General features: G+C 67.9%; 17 protein-coding genes and 1 pseudogene. 7 read left to right on the top strand and 11 right to left on the bottom strand.

What is annotated here, in order from left to right:
- Positions 1-6: 6 nt before the first annotated feature.
- The 3 genes and pseudogenes from ACP7AI_RS06735 to ACP7AI_RS06725 all read left to right on the top strand — a co-directional run.
- The gene (locus tag ACP7AI_RS06735; RefSeq protein ID WP_426165412.1) at positions 7-396 is read left to right on the top strand and encodes an NADH:ubiquinone oxidoreductase subunit NDUFA12; all 390 of its coding nucleotides are present in this window, start codon (positions 7-9) and stop codon (positions 394-396) included.
- Positions 396-914, top strand: coding sequence for an outer membrane lipid asymmetry maintenance protein MlaD (gene mlaD / locus ACP7AI_RS06730; RefSeq protein WP_426165410.1), 519 nt, complete (start codon positions 396-398; stop codon positions 912-914). The genes ACP7AI_RS06735 and mlaD overlap by 1 nt, the downstream gene beginning before the upstream one ends.
- A pseudogene (locus ACP7AI_RS06725) lies at positions 874-1,308 on the top strand (DUF2155 domain-containing protein); the annotation flags it as partial. The gene mlaD and the pseudogene ACP7AI_RS06725, both read left to right, overlap by 41 nt.
- A gap of 35 nt (positions 1,309-1,343) precedes the next feature.
- On the opposite strand, the gene aat reads toward ACP7AI_RS06725, so the two are convergent.
- The 4 genes from aat to aroQ form a co-directional block, all read right to left on the bottom strand.
- Positions 1,344-2,051 (bottom strand): leucyl/phenylalanyl-tRNA--protein transferase, encoded by a 708-nt coding sequence (aat, locus tag ACP7AI_RS06720; protein ID WP_426165408.1) that lies wholly within the window; start codon positions 2,049-2,051, stop codon positions 1,344-1,346.
- A gap of 61 nt (positions 2,052-2,112) precedes the next feature.
- Positions 2,113-3,462, bottom strand: coding sequence for an acetyl-CoA carboxylase biotin carboxylase subunit (gene accC / locus ACP7AI_RS06715; protein WP_426165406.1), 1,350 nt, complete (start codon positions 3,460-3,462; stop codon positions 2,113-2,115).
- Between the two features lie 8 nt (positions 3,463-3,470).
- Complete coding sequence (accB, locus tag ACP7AI_RS06710) at positions 3,471-3,947, bottom strand: acetyl-CoA carboxylase biotin carboxyl carrier protein (protein WP_426165404.1); 477 nt, start codon at positions 3,945-3,947, stop codon at positions 3,471-3,473.
- Between the two features lie 32 nt (positions 3,948-3,979).
- Positions 3,980-4,423, bottom strand: coding sequence for a type II 3-dehydroquinate dehydratase (gene aroQ, locus ACP7AI_RS06705; protein ID WP_426165402.1), 444 nt, complete (start codon positions 4,421-4,423; stop codon positions 3,980-3,982).
- Positions 4,424-4,494: 71 nt separating this feature from the next.
- Between aroQ and thiS the strand changes: the two genes are divergently transcribed.
- The 4 genes from thiS (at position 4,495) to ACP7AI_RS06685 (ending at position 8,400) form a co-directional block, all read left to right on the top strand.
- The gene (gene thiS / locus ACP7AI_RS06700) at positions 4,495-5,472 is read left to right on the top strand and encodes a sulfur carrier protein ThiS (RefSeq protein WP_426165400.1); all 978 of its coding nucleotides are present in this window, start codon (positions 4,495-4,497) and stop codon (positions 5,470-5,472) included.
- A 133-nt stretch (positions 5,473-5,605) separates the two neighbouring features.
- Entirely contained in the window at positions 5,606-6,790 is a 1,185-nt protein-coding gene (locus ACP7AI_RS06695) for a ScyD/ScyE family protein (protein ID WP_426165398.1), read from the top strand.
- Between the two features lie 138 nt (positions 6,791-6,928).
- Positions 6,929-7,615, top strand: coding sequence for a nitroreductase (locus tag ACP7AI_RS06690; protein WP_426166570.1), 687 nt, complete (start codon positions 6,929-6,931; stop codon positions 7,613-7,615).
- Between the two features lie 128 nt (positions 7,616-7,743).
- Entirely contained in the window at positions 7,744-8,400 is a 657-nt protein-coding gene (locus ACP7AI_RS06685; RefSeq protein WP_426165396.1) for a PEPxxWA-CTERM sorting domain-containing protein, read from the top strand.
- On the opposite strand, the gene ACP7AI_RS06680 is transcribed toward ACP7AI_RS06685, so the two are convergent.
- From ACP7AI_RS06680 to ACP7AI_RS06650, 7 genes are read right to left on the bottom strand one after another with little or no spacing between them, the layout of a single operon-like run.
- Positions 8,397-8,810 carry a DUF1810 domain-containing protein gene (locus ACP7AI_RS06680; RefSeq protein WP_426165394.1) on the bottom strand — a complete coding sequence of 138 codons (414 nt, stop codon included), beginning with the start codon at positions 8,808-8,810 and terminating at the stop codon, positions 8,397-8,399. The two genes, ACP7AI_RS06685 and ACP7AI_RS06680, sit on opposite strands and share 4 nt — an antisense overlap.
- A complete protein-coding gene (locus ACP7AI_RS06675; RefSeq protein ID WP_426165392.1) occupies positions 8,807-9,298 on the bottom strand; it encodes an RNA pyrophosphohydrolase in 492 nt (163 codons plus the stop codon). Before ACP7AI_RS06675 ends, ACP7AI_RS06680 begins: the two co-directional genes overlap by 4 nt.
- The gene (locus ACP7AI_RS06670; RefSeq protein ID WP_426165390.1) at positions 9,295-10,272 is read right to left on the bottom strand and encodes an alpha/beta hydrolase; all 978 of its coding nucleotides are present in this window, start codon (positions 10,270-10,272) and stop codon (positions 9,295-9,297) included. Before ACP7AI_RS06670 ends, ACP7AI_RS06675 begins: the two co-directional genes overlap by 4 nt.
- A gap of 55 nt (positions 10,273-10,327) precedes the next feature.
- Positions 10,328-10,930, bottom strand: a complete 603-nt coding sequence (locus ACP7AI_RS06665; RefSeq protein ID WP_426165388.1) for an ABC-type transport auxiliary lipoprotein family protein — start codon at positions 10,928-10,930, stop codon at positions 10,328-10,330.
- Positions 10,927-11,889: an MlaD family protein gene (locus tag ACP7AI_RS06660; protein ID WP_426165386.1), complete on the bottom strand. Its 963-nt coding sequence runs from the start codon at positions 11,887-11,889 to the stop codon at positions 10,927-10,929. The genes ACP7AI_RS06665 and ACP7AI_RS06660 overlap by 4 nt, the downstream gene beginning before the upstream one ends.
- Positions 11,889-12,734 carry an ABC transporter ATP-binding protein gene (locus ACP7AI_RS06655; protein ID WP_426165384.1) on the bottom strand — a complete coding sequence of 282 codons (846 nt, stop codon included), beginning with the start codon at positions 12,732-12,734 and terminating at the stop codon, positions 11,889-11,891. The genes ACP7AI_RS06660 and ACP7AI_RS06655 overlap by 1 nt, the downstream gene beginning before the upstream one ends.
- A complete protein-coding gene (locus ACP7AI_RS06650) occupies positions 12,734-13,876 on the bottom strand; it encodes an ABC transporter permease (RefSeq protein ID WP_426165382.1) in 1,143 nt (380 codons plus the stop codon). The genes ACP7AI_RS06655 and ACP7AI_RS06650 overlap by 1 nt, the downstream gene beginning before the upstream one ends.
- Positions 13,877-13,916 lie beyond the last annotated feature (40 nt).

Raw genomic sequence — 13,916 nt, 5'->3', positions numbered from 1 at the left:
GAGGCCATGGGTTTGCTCAGCAACATCTTCACATGGTGGAACGGCCCCGGCTATGGCACCCGCATCACGACGCGGCGCACCGGTCGCGAGGTCGGTCGCGACGACCAGGGCAACATCTATTATCGCAGCGGCACCGGCCGCGATGAACGGCGCTGGGTGATCTACAACGGCATTCCGGAGGCGACGCGGGTGCCGCCCGAATGGCATCTGTGGATGCGCAAGACGGTGGCGCTGCCGCCGAGCGAGCGGCCGATGACGCCGCGGGTGTGGGAGCAGCCGTGGCTGCCCAACCAGACCGGCACGGTGACCGCGCATGTGCCGTCGGGCAGCCTCGATGCCGGCGGGCGCCGGGCACGCGCCACCGGCGACTATACCGCCTGGACGCCGGAAGACTGATGCGCGCGCTGTTCAAGGATAACATCGTCGAGGCGCTGGTCGGGCTGATCGTGGTGCTTGTCGCCGTCGGTTTCGTGCTGTTCGCCTATCAGCGCACCCAGGCCGGCGCGACCGTCGACGGCTATGTGCTGAAGGCGCGCTTCCCCAATGTCGCCGGCGTGTCGGCCGGCACCGACGTGCGCATGTCGGGCATCCGCGTCGGCCGCGTCCAGTCGCAGAGCCTCGATCCGGCATCGTACGAGGCCGTGCTGCAGATCAGCATCGACAAGGCGCTGAAGCTGCCGATCGATTCGAGCGCGGCGATCACCACCGAGGGCATATTGGGCGGCACCTATGTGCAGCTGACGCCCGGCGGCGATTCGACGATGCTGAAGCCCGGCGAGGAAATCACCGAGACCTCGGGCGCCGCCGACCTGATGGGGCTGATCGGATCGTTCGTGAACCGGTCGGGCGACAGCAAGGGCGGCGACAGCAAGGATGGCGCGGCGCCCGCAGCGGCGGAACCGGCGGCGCAATAGCATGCGCGTGATGCCGGCTCTGGCGGCGCTGGTGCTGGCCGCGCCGCTGGCGGCGCAGACAAACACGCCGCTGGCGGCGCAGACGGGTGCGCCCGCCGCACCATCGGCTCTCGCCGCACCGAAGGCCGCGGCGCCGAAGCGTGCCGTCACCGGCGTCACGCCCAACGCCCAGCGCGACGTCACCATCGGTGCCATCAACAAGCGAACCGGCGAGACCCGCTTTTTCGTCGGTCACCCGGGTGACATGTTCGATTTCGGCAGCCTGCATGTCGTGGTGCGGACGTGCGAGACGACCCCGCCCTGGGAACAGCGGCTGACCGGCGCCTTCCTGCTGATCGACGAGCGGCTGGCGCGCGGGCCGGTGCGGCGGGTCTATTCGGGCTGGATGTTCGCCGAAAGCCCGTCGCTCCACCCGCTGGAGCACCCGCGCTACGATATCTGGGTCAATAGCTGCACGATGCGCTTTCCCGAAACCGGCCCCGACACCGTGTCGGCCGGGCGCATTCCCGGCGACAAGCCGTCGAGCGCGAAGAAATCCGCGGCGACGCCGAGCGCCGTCGACAATTGAGCGCGATAGGCGCGCGCGGTCAGCTCCTGGCCGCCGAAGCTGGCGAGATGATCGGTCAGGAATTGCGTGTCGAGCAGGGTGAAGCCGCCGACCTTTAGCCGTGCCACCAGCGCCGCCAGCGCGGCCTTTGACCCGTCGCGGACCCGGGTGAACATCGATTCGCCGAAGAACGCCCCGCCGAGCCGGACGCCGTAGAGCCCGCCGGCGAGCGTGCCGTCCTCGCTCCAGGCCTCGATCGAATGGGCCTGGCCCATGCGGCGCAGCTCGCGATAGGCGTCGGCGATCATCGGGTTGATCCAGGTTTCGGTGCGCCCGGGCACCGGTTCGGCGCAGCCGGCGAGCACGGCATCGAAGGCGCGATCGGCGGTCAGTTCGAAGCGTTCGGATTTCAGCACCTTGGCGAGGCTGCGCGACAGGTGGAAGCGGTCGAGCGGCAGCACGCCGCGCCGGCGCGGTTCGACCCAGAACACGTCGGGGCTGTCGGACCGATCGGCCATCGGGAAGATGCCGCTGGCATAGGCCCGCAGCAGCACGTCCGGGTCGAGCCGGGATTTGAGGGGCGGACTCATCGCCGCTATCGCACTCCAGTTTGGGGCCGACGACAAGCCTCGCGGTTGCGGCCTGCCGCTGTCAACTGTCCTGGCGCGACGCCAGCCAGCGCTCCAGCCACTTGATCGAATAGTCGCCGTCGATGAAGTCGGGTGCCTCGATGATCGCCTGCTGCAGCGGGATCGTGGTCTTCGGCCCGTGGATGACGAACTCCTCCAGCGCGCGCCTGAGGCGCATCAGCGCGTCGTTGCGGTTGGCGCCATAGACGATCAGCTTGGCGATGAGGGAATCATAATAGGGCGGGATGCGATAGCCGTCGTAGAGCGCCGAATCGACACGGACATGGAGCCCGCCGGGGGCATGGAAATCGGTGACGCGGCCAGGGGAGGGCGCGAAGGTCACCGGGTCCTCGGCGTTGATCCGGCATTCGATGGCATGGCCTTCGAAGCGGATGTCGGCCTGGGTGACCGACAGCGGCAGGCCGGCGGCGACGCGAATCTGTTCGCGGACAAGGTCGAGGCCAGTCACCGCTTCGGTCACCGGATGCTCGACCTGCAGCCGGGTGTTCATCTCGATGAAGTAGAATTTGCCGTCCTCGTAGAGGAATTCCATCGTGCCGGCGCCGCGATATTTGAGCGTCGCGACGGCCTGGCGGACGATCTCCCCCATTTCGGCGCGCTGGTCGGCGTTGAGCCCCGGGGAGGGGGCTTCCTCGAGCACCTTCTGGTGGCGGCGCTGCAGCGAGCAGTCGCGCTCGCCCATGTGAACGGCGCCGCCCTTGCCGTCGCCGAAGACCTGGAATTCGATGTGGCGCGGCTCGCTGAGGTACTTCTCGATATAGACGGTGTCGTCGCCGAACGCGGCCTTCGCTTCGTTCTGGGCCTGGCGCATCAGGCCGGGCAGGCTGGCGGCATCGGGGATGACCTTCATGCCGCGGCCGCCGCCGCCGGAAGCCGCCTTGATCAGCACCGGATAGCCGATGTCGTTGGCGACCTGGATGGCTTCCTCGGGCGTCGCGACCGGGCCGTCGCTGCCCGGCACCAGCGGCAGGCCGAGCTTGGCAGCGGTGCGCTTGGCCTCGACCTTGTCGCCCATCTTGCGGATATGTTCCGGATCGGGGCCGATCCAGACGATCTTGTGCTGCTCGACGATCTCGGCAAAGCGCGCGTTTTCGCTGAGGAAGCCATAGCCCGGGTGGATGGCATCGGCCTGGGCGATTTCGGCGGCGGAGATGATGGCGGGAATGTTGAGATAGGAGTCGGTCGCCGATGGCGGCCCGATGCAGATGGCCTCGTCGGCGAGGCGGACGTGCATGGCGTCGGCATCGGCGGTCGAATGCACGGCGACGGTGCGGATGCCCATCTCGCGGCAGGCGCGATGGACACGGAGGGCGATTTCGCCGCGATTGGCGATGAGAACCTTGCCGAACATGGCCACGCCTATTCGATGACCACGAGGGGTTCGTCGTATTCGACCGGCTGTTCGCTCCGGATGAGGATCTTGAGGACCTTGCCGGCCTTGGGCGCGGTGATCGGGTTCATCACCTTCATCGCCTCGATGATCAGCAGCGTCGCGCCGACGGCGACGGTTTCACCCTCGGAAACATAGGGCGCGGCGCCGGGCTCGGGCGTCAGATAGGCAGTGCCGACGATCGGCGACTTGACGAGGCCGGGATGGGTTTTCCAGTCATCTGGCGCGGCGGCGGCCGGTGCTGCGGCTGCGGCTGCCGGCGCGGCGGCCGCCGGCGGCGCATAAGCCGGGGCATAGCCGGCGGTGACCGCGGCGGCGGTGCGGGCCACGCGGATGGTGCGGTCGCCGTCCTTCACCTCGATTTCGGTGAGGTGGCTCGATTCGAGCAATTCGGCCAATTCGCGCACCAGCGCCGTATCGACCTGAATTCCGCTGCCCTCTGGCATATTATGTCCTTGGCTTTACCCCGAGGGCTGTTTCATTGCCGCAAGCGCGCCGCCGCGTCCAGCGCCAGCGCATAGGATTGCGCGCCGAATCCGCAGATGCTGCCGCGCGCGACGGCGCTGATCGTCGAATGATGGCGAAATGGCTCGCGCGCCTGGGGATTCGACAGATGCACCTCGATGACCGGCACCGGGATCGCCTTGATCGCGTCGTGCAGCGCGATCGAGGTGTGGGTCAGCGCGCCGGCGTTGAGGATGACCGCCCGGCAGCGCCGCGATCCGGCCTCGTGCAGCCAGTCGACGAGATGGCCCTCGTGGTTGGACTGGCGCAGGTCGATCTCCAGCCCCAGCGCGGTCGCCTGGTCCTCCAGCATCACCGCAATGGTGTCGAGCGTGTCATGGCCATAGATTTCGGGCTCTCGCGACCCGAGCAGGTTGAGATTGGGCCCATTGAGGACGAGGACGAGATTTGCCGACATGGGCAGACTATACGGCGGGCCGCGACAAACGCCACCTTCCGCTCCCCGCCGCGAGAGGCCATATGCAGGCGATGATCGAAGTGACCCTCAATGGCGAGCCGCGCCGCCTGGCCGCCGGTACCAGCATCATCGGCCTGCTCGGCGCGCTGGCGCTCGATGCGACCAAGGTGGCGGTGGAGCGCAACCTGGAGATCGTGCCGCGGTCGACCTTCGATGCGGTGACGCTGCATGACGGCGACCAGCTGGAGATCGTGCATTTCGTCGGCGGCGGCCAGGATGATGACGACGGCTGGGAGGTTGCCGGGCGCAAGTTCAAGTCGCGGTTGATCGTCGGCACCGGCAAATACAGGGACTTCGCCCAGAATGCCGCGGCGCTGGAGGCATCGGGGGCTGAAATCGTCACCGTCGCCGTGCGGCGGGTCAATGTCATGGACAAGGGCCAGCCGATGCTGACCGACTTCATCGACCCCAAGAAATTCACCTATCTGCCCAACACCGCCGGCTGCTTCACCGGCGACGATGCCGTGCGCACGCTGCGGCTAGCGCGCGAGGCGGGGGGCTGGAACCTCGTCAAGCTCGAGGTGCTCGGCGAGGCGCGGACGCTCTATCCCGACATGGCCGAAACGCTGCGGGCGACCGAAATCCTGGTCAAGGAGGGCTTCGACGTCATGGTCTATTGCGCCGACGACCCCATCGCCGCGAAGAAGCTTGAGGATCTGGGCGCCTGCGCGATCATGCCGCTCGGCAGCCTGATCGGCTCGGGGCTGGGTATCCAGAACCCGGTGACCATCCGCATGATCATCGAAGGCGCGAAGGTGCCGGTGCTCGTCGACGCCGGCGTGGGCACCGCGTCCGATGCCGCGGCGGCGATGGAGCTGGGCTGCGCCGGCGTATTGATGAACACCGCCATCGCCGAGGCCAGGGACCCGATCTTGATGGCGCGGGCGATGAAGCTGGGCGTCGAGAGCGGCCGGCTGGCCTATCGCGCCGGGCGGATGGCAAGGCGGCGCTATGCCGATCCGTCCAGCCCGCTGGCGGGGCTGATCTAAAGAGCTGCCTCCTTCCCCATAAGATCGGCTCGGCGGCGCTTGCCGGCTGCGCGGCAGCCGTGATAATCTATTGACATCACTACGTTTGCGCGCCCGGAATGACCGGGCCGTGTCTGTTCGAGGGAGAATGGCCATGGGCGTGACCTGCATCCAGCGTATTGCCGTCGCCGCATCTGCCGCCCTCGTCTCCGCCAGCCCGGCACTCGCCGGCTATGCGGCATCGGCGATCGTCAGCGGGCTCAACAATCCGCGCGGGCTCGCATTTGGTGGCGACGGTGCCTTGTATATCGCGGAGTCGGGCTTTCTCGATCCTGCCGGTACCGGGCCGACGGTCGATATCCGCGGCGCCACCTATCGGTTCGGCGAAACCGGCTCGATCACCCGCTTTGCCGGTGGCAGCCAGAGCCGCATCGTCGTCGGCCTGCCGTCGCTGTCGGCGATCGTCACCGGTGAAACCGCCGGGCCGCAGGACATCGCCTTTGGTGCCGACGGCACCGGCTATGTCGTCATCGGCCTGGGCGCCGACCCGGCGGTACGCGCCGGCGCACTGGGCTCGGCGCCGGCGGCGCTGAACCTTGGCCGCGTGATGTCGTTCACCGGCGGGTCGCCCGCCAGCATCGCCGACATTTCCGCCTATGAAGGCGCCAACAACCCCGCCGGCGGCCCGGTCGACAGCAACCCCTATCACATGGCCCGCCTGTCGGACGGTTTCCTGGTGACCGATGCCGGCGCCAATGCGCTGCTGCGCGCCGGCGATGACGGCAGCGTGGCGCTGGTGGCGACGTTCCCCGGCCGCGACATCGGCGGCGGCTTTCCGAGCGATTCGGTGTCGACGGGCGTCGTCGTCGGGCCCGACGGCAGTTATTATGTGGCGGAGCTGACCGGGTTTCCGTTCACCCCCGGGGCGGCGCAGGTCTATCGGGTGACGCCGGGCGGCGATGTGTCGGTGTTCGGCACCGGCTTCACCAACATCACCGACCTGGCGTTCGGCGCCGATGGCAATCTCTATGTGCTCGAACTCGATGCCGATGGCCTGCTCGGGCCGGGGACCGGCGGCGCGCTGGTGCGGCTGGCGGCCGACGGCACGCGGTCGACGATCTTCAGCCGCGGGCTGGTGACGCCGACCGGGCTTGCCATCGGCGACGATGGTGATTTCTACATCGCCAATTTCAGCGCGGCGGCCGGGCGTGGCGAGGTGCTGCGCATCAGCCTGGTGCCCGAGCCGGAAAGCTGGGTCATGCTGATCGCCGGTTTCGGCCTGGTCGGGGCGGCGGCGCGGCGGCGGCGGGGCTTTACGCTGGCGGCGCCGCGCGCCTAGGTCGTGAACTCGCAAATGTCATTCTCCGGACCGCCCTGCGGGTGGCGCCAGGCGGCGCCATGACGGGGCATGACATTTGCGAGTTCACGACCTAACTGCGGCAAAGGCGTGCGTGCGCCGCCGCTGCAGGATGATGCGATGACCGATGCCAGCTATGACGCCGTCGTGACCGGGCGGCGCAGCATCCGCGGCTTCAGGCCCGATGCGGTCCCGCAGGCGCTGATCCGCGAGGTGATCGCGCTCGCCATGCGGGCGCCGTCGTCGCTGAACACCCAGCCGTGGAACTTCACCGTCGTCACCGGCGAACCGCTCGATCGGATCCGCGCGGGGAATACCGAGCGCAACCTCGCCGGCGTACCGTCGTCGCGCGAATTCCGTGGTGGCGGCGAATATGCCGGGCCGCACCGCGAGCGCCAGATCGAGATCGCCAAGCAGCTGTTCGGCGCCATGGGCATCGAGCGCGACAACAAGGACAAGCGGACCGACTGGGTGCTGCGCGGCTTTCGCCAGTTCGACGCCCCGGTGTCGATCGTCGTCACCTATGACCGGTCGATCCACGGCAGCGACATCGGGCCGTTCGACTGCGGCGCGGTCACCAACGCGCTGGTCAACGCCGCCTGGTCGCGCGGGCTCGGCTGCGTGATCAACAGCCAGGGCATCATGCAATCGCCGGTGGTGCGCGAACATGCCGGCATCGCCGACGACCAGGTCATCATGATCTGCGTGGCGATGGGCTGGCCGGATGAGGAATTTCCGGCCAATGCGGTGGTGTCGCGGCGGAAATCGGTGGACGAGGCGGCGGTTTTCGTGGGGTTCGAGGAGTAGCTGCGAGCGCCACCCCCAACGCCGTTGGCTAATGAAATTAATAATGCCGAAACCTTGGTTGCGCCGGCGTCGTATCTGCTGGCGGGGGTTAACACGGTCGTGGGGGCGACTGCGCCAGGGATCACGCCATGCAGCCAGCAATTTTCGCCGTTCTCGCTCTTGCCATTGCCGCGCCGGCGAGTGCCGCCACGGTCTTCCAGTCGCTACCCGACCTGACCGTCGCGCCGGTCGTCGCCGGCTATTGCAGCAGCTGCAATGCATTCCTGCCGTTCCGGATCTATGACAGTTTCTCGCTGGCCAGTGCCGCGACGATCAACACCGTCACCTTCGCGATCGACACGACCTTTTATGCCGGCAATTCCGTCAACCTGGGATTTTTTGCCCGTGATGGCGCGCTGCCGGGTGCCGGCATAGCCAGCTATGACTTTGCGCCCGCGCAGTTCACCAACGTGCAGTCGCTGATGACGGGCGAGCGCACCCGGGCGCTGGTCACCGTCGATATCGGCAGCCTGGCGCTGGCGGCCGGTGATTATGCGATCAGCTTCTTCAATCCGGCCGGCCTGTCGATCCCTGCCTACGCCAATCCTGGCGGCTCGCTTTACCAGTCGGGCAATTTTTTCAGCCCGTCGACCTTCTACCCCGACCGTTCGGCCGCCTTCTCGCTCGATGCCGCCGACGGCGCCGGCGCCACCGTGCCCGAGCCAGCCAGCTGGGCGATGCTGATCGTCGGCTTCGGCCTCGTCGGGGCCGCGCGGCGGCGTCGCCGTACTTTCGTGGCGGCCTAGGGGGCTAGCAGTCGCACGGTGCTCGCGTCTGCCTCGCCTGCGTAAAACAGGTCGAGCAGGTCCGCGAACACCGGCGGAGCGCCGGGTACCCGGGCGAACAGCGTCAGGCAGGATCGGAACTTCGCCGCATCGACGTCGCCGAGGACGAAGGCCGCGCCGACATCGGCGTGGGGGCGCATGGCTTCGCAGCAGCGGATGAGGCGTGGTCCCAGCAGCGGATGGGCGAGATAGGCGGTCGCCTCGTCGAGCGATTCCAGCCCGTAGAAGCGTGCCTTCTCGCTGTACCCCAGCCCGCGCAACTGCGGGAAGATGAACCACATCCAGTGGGTGACCTTGTCGCCGAAGGTCAGCTCGCGCAGCACCCGGACATAGACCGGCGCCTGGGCGTCGACGAAGCGCTGCAGTGTCACCGGCAGAGGGCGGCGATCACATCGGCATAGAGGTCGCGCTTGAACGGCACTGCCAGCTCCACCAGCGTGTCGATCGCGGTCCAGCGCCAGGCCTTGAATTCGGGATGCGGTGTGTCGATCGCGACATCGGCGTCGGTGCCGCGGAATGCCATGCGGAACCATTTCTGGCGCTGGCCGGCATATCTGCCCTTCCAGATGGTGCCGACCATGTCGTCGGGCAGGTCGTAATAATGCCAGTGCGGCGTCTCGGCCTCGATTTCGACGAGGTGCGGCTTGATGCCGGTTTCCTCTTCGAGCTCGCGCAGCGCGGTGGTTGCCGGTTCCTCGCCGGGGTCGATGCCCCCCTGCGGCATCTGCCAGGCCTCCAGCTTTGAATCGAGGCGCTGGCCGACGAAGACCTTGCCCTCGGCATTGACGAGGATGATGCCGACGCAGGGGCGATAGGGCAGGCCCGACGGGTGCTCGCGCGGGGTGGTCGTGTCGGTCATGCGGCCTGCTGCTGGGCCGGAAGGGCGGCGATGGCTTCGTCGATCAGGGTCTTCAGGTCGCGCAGATTGGCGTGGAGATCGTCCTGGGCGCTCGGGATGCCGCCGCGCAAGGTCACGGAGCCGTGGATCTGGCCGTCGGCCTCGCGGAAGATGGTGCGGACGCCAGCGGCGATCAGCTTGGCGGCATAGGCACGGCCCTGGTCGCGCAGCGGGTCGAGGCCGCAGGTGAAGACCAACGTTGCCGGCTGGCCGGCGAGCGACGAGGCGTGCAGCGGCGAGGCGCGGGGGTGCAACAGGTCGGCGTCGCCCATGTAATGTTCGGTGAACCACTGCATGCCGCCGGCAGTGAGCAGATAGCCATCGGCGAAATCGACCATCGAGCCGGTGTTCGCCGTCATGTCGACGCCGGGGTAGATCAGCCATTGCGCCAGGATCGGCACCGGCAGGCTGGCGCCGAGTTCCTGGCTGACGACGGCGGCGAGGTTGCCGCCGGCGCTGTCCCCGGCCGGGACGACACCGGTGACGGCATGGCCGATCTCCGCCGGGCTGCGCGCCAGCCATTCGGTGGCGGCCAGGCAATCCTCGGTGGCCGCCGGGAACCGATGCTCGGGGGCGAGTCGATAGTCGATCGACACGACGGTCATGTTCAGCACGCGGCATATCTCGGCGCAGAGCGAATCATAGACATCGAGATCGCCGATGACCCAGCCGCCGCCGTGATAGAAAATCACGACCGGTGCCGGATCGGTGGCGAGCGTGCTGCGGTACAGCCGCGCCGGGATAGCATGGCCGTGCGGGCTGGCGATGCTCAGGTCCTTGATTTCGGCAATGTCGGGCCGCGGCGCCTCGACCATCGCCCCCATCATCTTCATCATCGCGCGGGCGGTTTCGGCATCGCCGTCCTCCATCCTGGGGCCGGGCTGGGCGGCGAGCATCGACAGCAGGTTCTGCACGTCGGGACGGACATAGGGCATCGTCGGGTCTCCCAAGGTTTTTTCTTATTCTACGCCGCTGCCGTTGGCTCGCAAGTTACCTGCGGGTCCAGCCTGCGACATCGGCGGCAACGCGGTTGGCGGCGCGGTTGAGCGCGGCGGCGACGGTGACCGGATCGCTGCTGGCGACGGCTTCGCTTGCTTCGAAACGCCGCAGCGCGACCTCGGTGGCGCGCGGCGCGGCGATCTGAGCATCGTAGCGGACGCGGACGACCATGGCAGCCGGGTCACGGGCATCGAGACCGAAGTCGCGCAGCGTGCCGGTCAGCGTGCGGGCCGGGCTGATGTTCGACTGGCGGGTGTCGACCACGGCCTGGCCGCCGGCGGTCAGCGTGTCGGCGAGCAGGCGCTGGAACTGGCGCGCCGGCTGTTCGGCCCAGATGGCGCCGACGAGATAGGTGACTTCGGTGGCGCTGGTGGTGACCGGCAGGCGCAGCGTCTGCAGCGCGGCGGGCACGGCCGGCACCTCCACGGCGAGCGTGCCGCTGCTGGCGACGGGGCCGGTCGGCGCACCCGGCGTGGCGGTCGCGGTCAGCGTCAGCAGCGATCCCGGTGGCTTGGCGTTGCCGCCGATCTGGACGAGCGGGCCACAGGCCGTCAGCGCAAAGGCTGCCGCCATGGCGACATAGGGTGGCTTCATTTCGTTTCTTTCGCTTTAGGCGGCACATAATCGGGCAGGGTGCGGCCGCCGACCAGCGCGCCGGCGGGATCCTCGTCGAGCTTGGCGGCGATGGCGCCCAGGTTGCCGGTGACTTCGCGCAGTTCGCGGATGAGCTGGCCGGCGGCGGGCAGGGTCTGGGTGCTGAGCGTTTCAAGGCCCGGCTGGGCACTGGCGGTCAGCGCATCGATCCGCGACAGGCTGGTTTCCGCCGATTTGATGGCGCGGCGCAGGTCGCCGACCAGCGGCTTGCCATCCTCGTTGAGCAGCGCGTCGGTCGATGCCGCCAGCTTGTCGATACGCTGCAGCGTGCCGGTGGCGGCCTTCAGCGTGGCGCGCGCCTCGGTGATCGTGGCGGCGATTTCCGGTGCGCGATCGGCGAGCGCGCCGGCGGCGCGGTCGGTGTTGCGCAGGATGCCGGCGATGCTCTCGCGATTGGCGGGGTTGAGCACTTCGGCCAGGCGCTCCGTCAGCTTGGACACGTTGTTGAGCAATTCCGGCGCATTGGCGAGCAGCGCGCCGAAGCCGCCGACCCGCGGCGGGATGACAGGGACGCCATAGGGGCCAAGCTCGGTGATGCGCTCGGCGCCCTGCATGGCACCCGAGAGCTGGATCTGGCTGACGCCGGTGAAGCCGACGCCTTCGACGGTGGCGGTGGTGCCCTTCAGCACCGGCACGTCCTCGGCGACGGCGATGCGGACACGCACAAACTGCGGCGTGTCGGGCAGCAGCTTGATCTGTTCGATCTTGCCGACCGGCACGCCGTTGAAGGCGACCGGCGAACCATTGGCGAGACCGGTGATGGACTGCTTGAAGAAGATGTCGAAATGCTGGTCGTCGGAACCGGTGAAGCGCGCCAGCCAGATGACCGCGCCGAACATGGCGATCGTCAGCGCGACGACGACGGCGCCGACGATGGCGTTGTTGCTGCGGGTTTCCATCAGGTGTTTTCCATTGCGGGCTTGGGCGCCGCGGCGGGCGCCGGCTTGCCATCGGGCTTGTTCGCGGCTCTCCCGCGCGGACCGGAGAAATACTCACGCACCCAGGGATGATCGAATTCGAGCAGTTCGGGGATGGTGCCGACGGCGAGCACTTTCTGATCGGCGAGCACGGCCACCCGGTCGCAGATCGCGTGCAGCGTGTCGAGGTCATGGGTGATGAGAAACACCGTCAGGCCGAGCGTCTGCTTCAGCACCTTGATCAATTCATCGAACGCCGCTGCCGAGATCGGGTCGAGCCCGGCGGTCGGTTCATCGAGGAACAGCAGTTCGGGATCGAGCGACAGGGCGCGCGCCAGGCCGGCGCGTTTTTTCATGCCGCCCGACAGTTCCGACGGGAATTTCGGCCCGGCCTCCGGCGGCAACCCGACCATGCTGACCTTGAAGCCGGCGAGTTCGTCCATCAGCGCCACCGGCAGGTCGAGGAATTCGCGCATCGGCACCTCGATATTCTCGGCAACCGTCAGCGACGAGAACAGCGCGCCTTCCTGGAACAGCACGCCCCATTTGCGGCGCAGGTCCTTGGCGGCGGCGGCATCCATGTGGCTGACGTCGGTGCCGAAGATCTCGACCGTGCCCGCCACCGGCGTCTGCAGCCCGATGATGGCGCGCATCAGCACCGATTTGCCGGTGCCCGAGCCGCCGACGACGCCGAGGATCTCGCCGCGCGCGACGTCGAGATCGAGGCCGTCGTGGATGACCTGGCTGCCGAAGGCGCTCTTCAGGCCGCGGACGCGGATGACGACATCGGCATCGTCGGCGAGAGTCGGGGACAGTGCGGGCGCCATCAGTTATACCCCAGCGCCGAGAAGAACACCGCGAAGAACGCATCGAGCACGATAACGATGAAGATCGATTCGACGACTGCCTGGGTGGTGCGCTGGCCGACCGATTCGGCGTTCCCGGTGACCTGCATGCCCTGGTAGCAGCCCATCAGCGCGACGATGAAGCCGAAGACCGGTGCCTTGACGAGGCCGATGACGAGATCGGACAGCGGCGTCGCCTCCTGCAGGCGCTGGATGAACGACACCGGTGGGATGCCGAGCGAGACCCAGCAGAACAGGCCGCCGCCGATCACCGCCATGACCGAGCCGTAGAAGCCGAGCAGCAGCAGCATAATCGCCATGGCGATGACACGCGGGATGACCAGCACCTCGATCGGCGACATGCCGATGGTTTCGAGCGCGTCGACCTCCTGGTTCAGTTTCATCGAGCCGATCTGCGCGGCGAAGGCCGAGGCGGAGCGGCCGGCGACCATGATCGCCGTCAGCAGCAGGCCGAGCTCGCGGAAGGTGCCGCGGCCGATCAAATTGACGACGAAGACCTCCGCTCCGAACTGGCGCAGCTGCACGGCGCCCTGCTGGGCGACGACGATGCCGACCAGAAACAACAGCAGCCCGACGATGGCCAGCGCGTTGACTCCAATGGCCTCGCATTGGTGAATGACGGCGTGCCAGCGCAGCGGCCGGCGGCCGACGAGCGTTTGCGCCAGCACGATCAGCGTCTGGCCGAGAAAGGCGAGGATTTTCCCGATGTTTTCGGTGATGACGAATACGGCATTGCCGATGCGGACGAGCTGGTCGAGCGCGCTGTTGCCGCGCGGCACATGGCATGGCACCGGGCGATCATTGGCGGCGACTTCAGCGATCAGCCGATCGGCATCGGGCGAGGCATTTTCGACCCGCGCGGGCACGCCTGCGGCGCCCCAGTCCTGCACCATACGGTGGATCAGCCAGGCCCCGGCGGTATCGATGCGGTCGATGCCCGACAGGTCGATGGCGAGGTCGTGCCCCGCCGGCGGGATGGCGCGCAGCGGGCCGGCGATCGCGCCGACATGGGCCATCGTCAGGTCGCCGCGCACCGCCAGCCGCCGGGCCTCTCCGGCGGTGCCGGTGCCTTGGCCAGAGTCTTCGAGTGTCGGGATGGTCATGCCGCGCCATAGGTGCGGGATTGCCGCGACGGGAGCAAGT

It is taken from the genome of Sandarakinorhabdus sp. DWP1-3-1, assembly GCF_049896705.1.
Lineage (GTDB): Bacteria > Pseudomonadota > Alphaproteobacteria > Sphingomonadales > Sphingomonadaceae > Sandarakinorhabdus.
This window is presented reverse-complemented; position numbering and strand designations above follow the sequence as displayed.

Excerpts from the sequence above, each read along its gene's own strand:
- ACP7AI_RS06655 (WP_426165384.1), bottom strand. The coding sequence starts at position 12,734 with ATGGCGCCCGCACTGTCCCCGACTCTCGCCGACGATGCCGATGTCGTC.
- ACP7AI_RS06660 (WP_426165386.1), bottom strand. The coding sequence starts at position 11,889 with ATGGAAACCCGCAGCAACAACGCCATCGTCGGCGCCGTCGTCGTCGCG.
- mlaD (WP_426165410.1), top strand. The coding sequence starts at position 396 with ATGCGCGCGCTGTTCAAGGATAACATCGTCGAGGCGCTGGTCGGGCTG.
- ACP7AI_RS06675 (WP_426165392.1), bottom strand. The coding sequence starts at position 9,298 with ATGACCGACACGACCACCCCGCGCGAGCACCCGTCGGGCCTGCCCTAT.
- ACP7AI_RS06690 (WP_426166570.1), top strand. The coding sequence starts at position 6,929 with ATGACCGATGCCAGCTATGACGCCGTCGTGACCGGGCGGCGCAGCATC.
- ACP7AI_RS06685 (WP_426165396.1), top strand. The coding sequence starts at position 7,744 with ATGCAGCCAGCAATTTTCGCCGTTCTCGCTCTTGCCATTGCCGCGCCG.
- thiS (WP_426165400.1), top strand. The coding sequence starts at position 4,495 with ATGATCGAAGTGACCCTCAATGGCGAGCCGCGCCGCCTGGCCGCCGGT.
- ACP7AI_RS06670 (WP_426165390.1), bottom strand. The coding sequence starts at position 10,272 with ATGCCCTATGTCCGTCCCGACGTGCAGAACCTGCTGTCGATGCTCGCC.
- ACP7AI_RS06735 (WP_426165412.1), top strand. The coding sequence starts at position 7 with ATGGGTTTGCTCAGCAACATCTTCACATGGTGGAACGGCCCCGGCTAT.
- accB (WP_426165404.1), bottom strand. The coding sequence starts at position 3,947 with ATGCCAGAGGGCAGCGGAATTCAGGTCGATACGGCGCTGGTGCGCGAA.
- accC (WP_426165406.1), bottom strand. The coding sequence starts at position 3,462 with ATGTTCGGCAAGGTTCTCATCGCCAATCGCGGCGAAATCGCCCTCCGT.
- aat (WP_426165408.1), bottom strand. The coding sequence starts at position 2,051 with ATGAGTCCGCCCCTCAAATCCCGGCTCGACCCGGACGTGCTGCTGCGG.
- ACP7AI_RS06695 (WP_426165398.1), top strand. The coding sequence starts at position 5,606 with ATGGGCGTGACCTGCATCCAGCGTATTGCCGTCGCCGCATCTGCCGCC.
- aroQ (WP_426165402.1), bottom strand. The coding sequence starts at position 4,423 with ATGTCGGCAAATCTCGTCCTCGTCCTCAATGGGCCCAATCTCAACCTG.
- ACP7AI_RS06650 (WP_426165382.1), bottom strand. The coding sequence starts at position 13,876 with ATGACCATCCCGACACTCGAAGACTCTGGCCAAGGCACCGGCACCGCC.
- ACP7AI_RS06665 (WP_426165388.1), bottom strand. The coding sequence starts at position 10,930 with ATGAAGCCACCCTATGTCGCCATGGCGGCAGCCTTTGCGCTGACGGCC.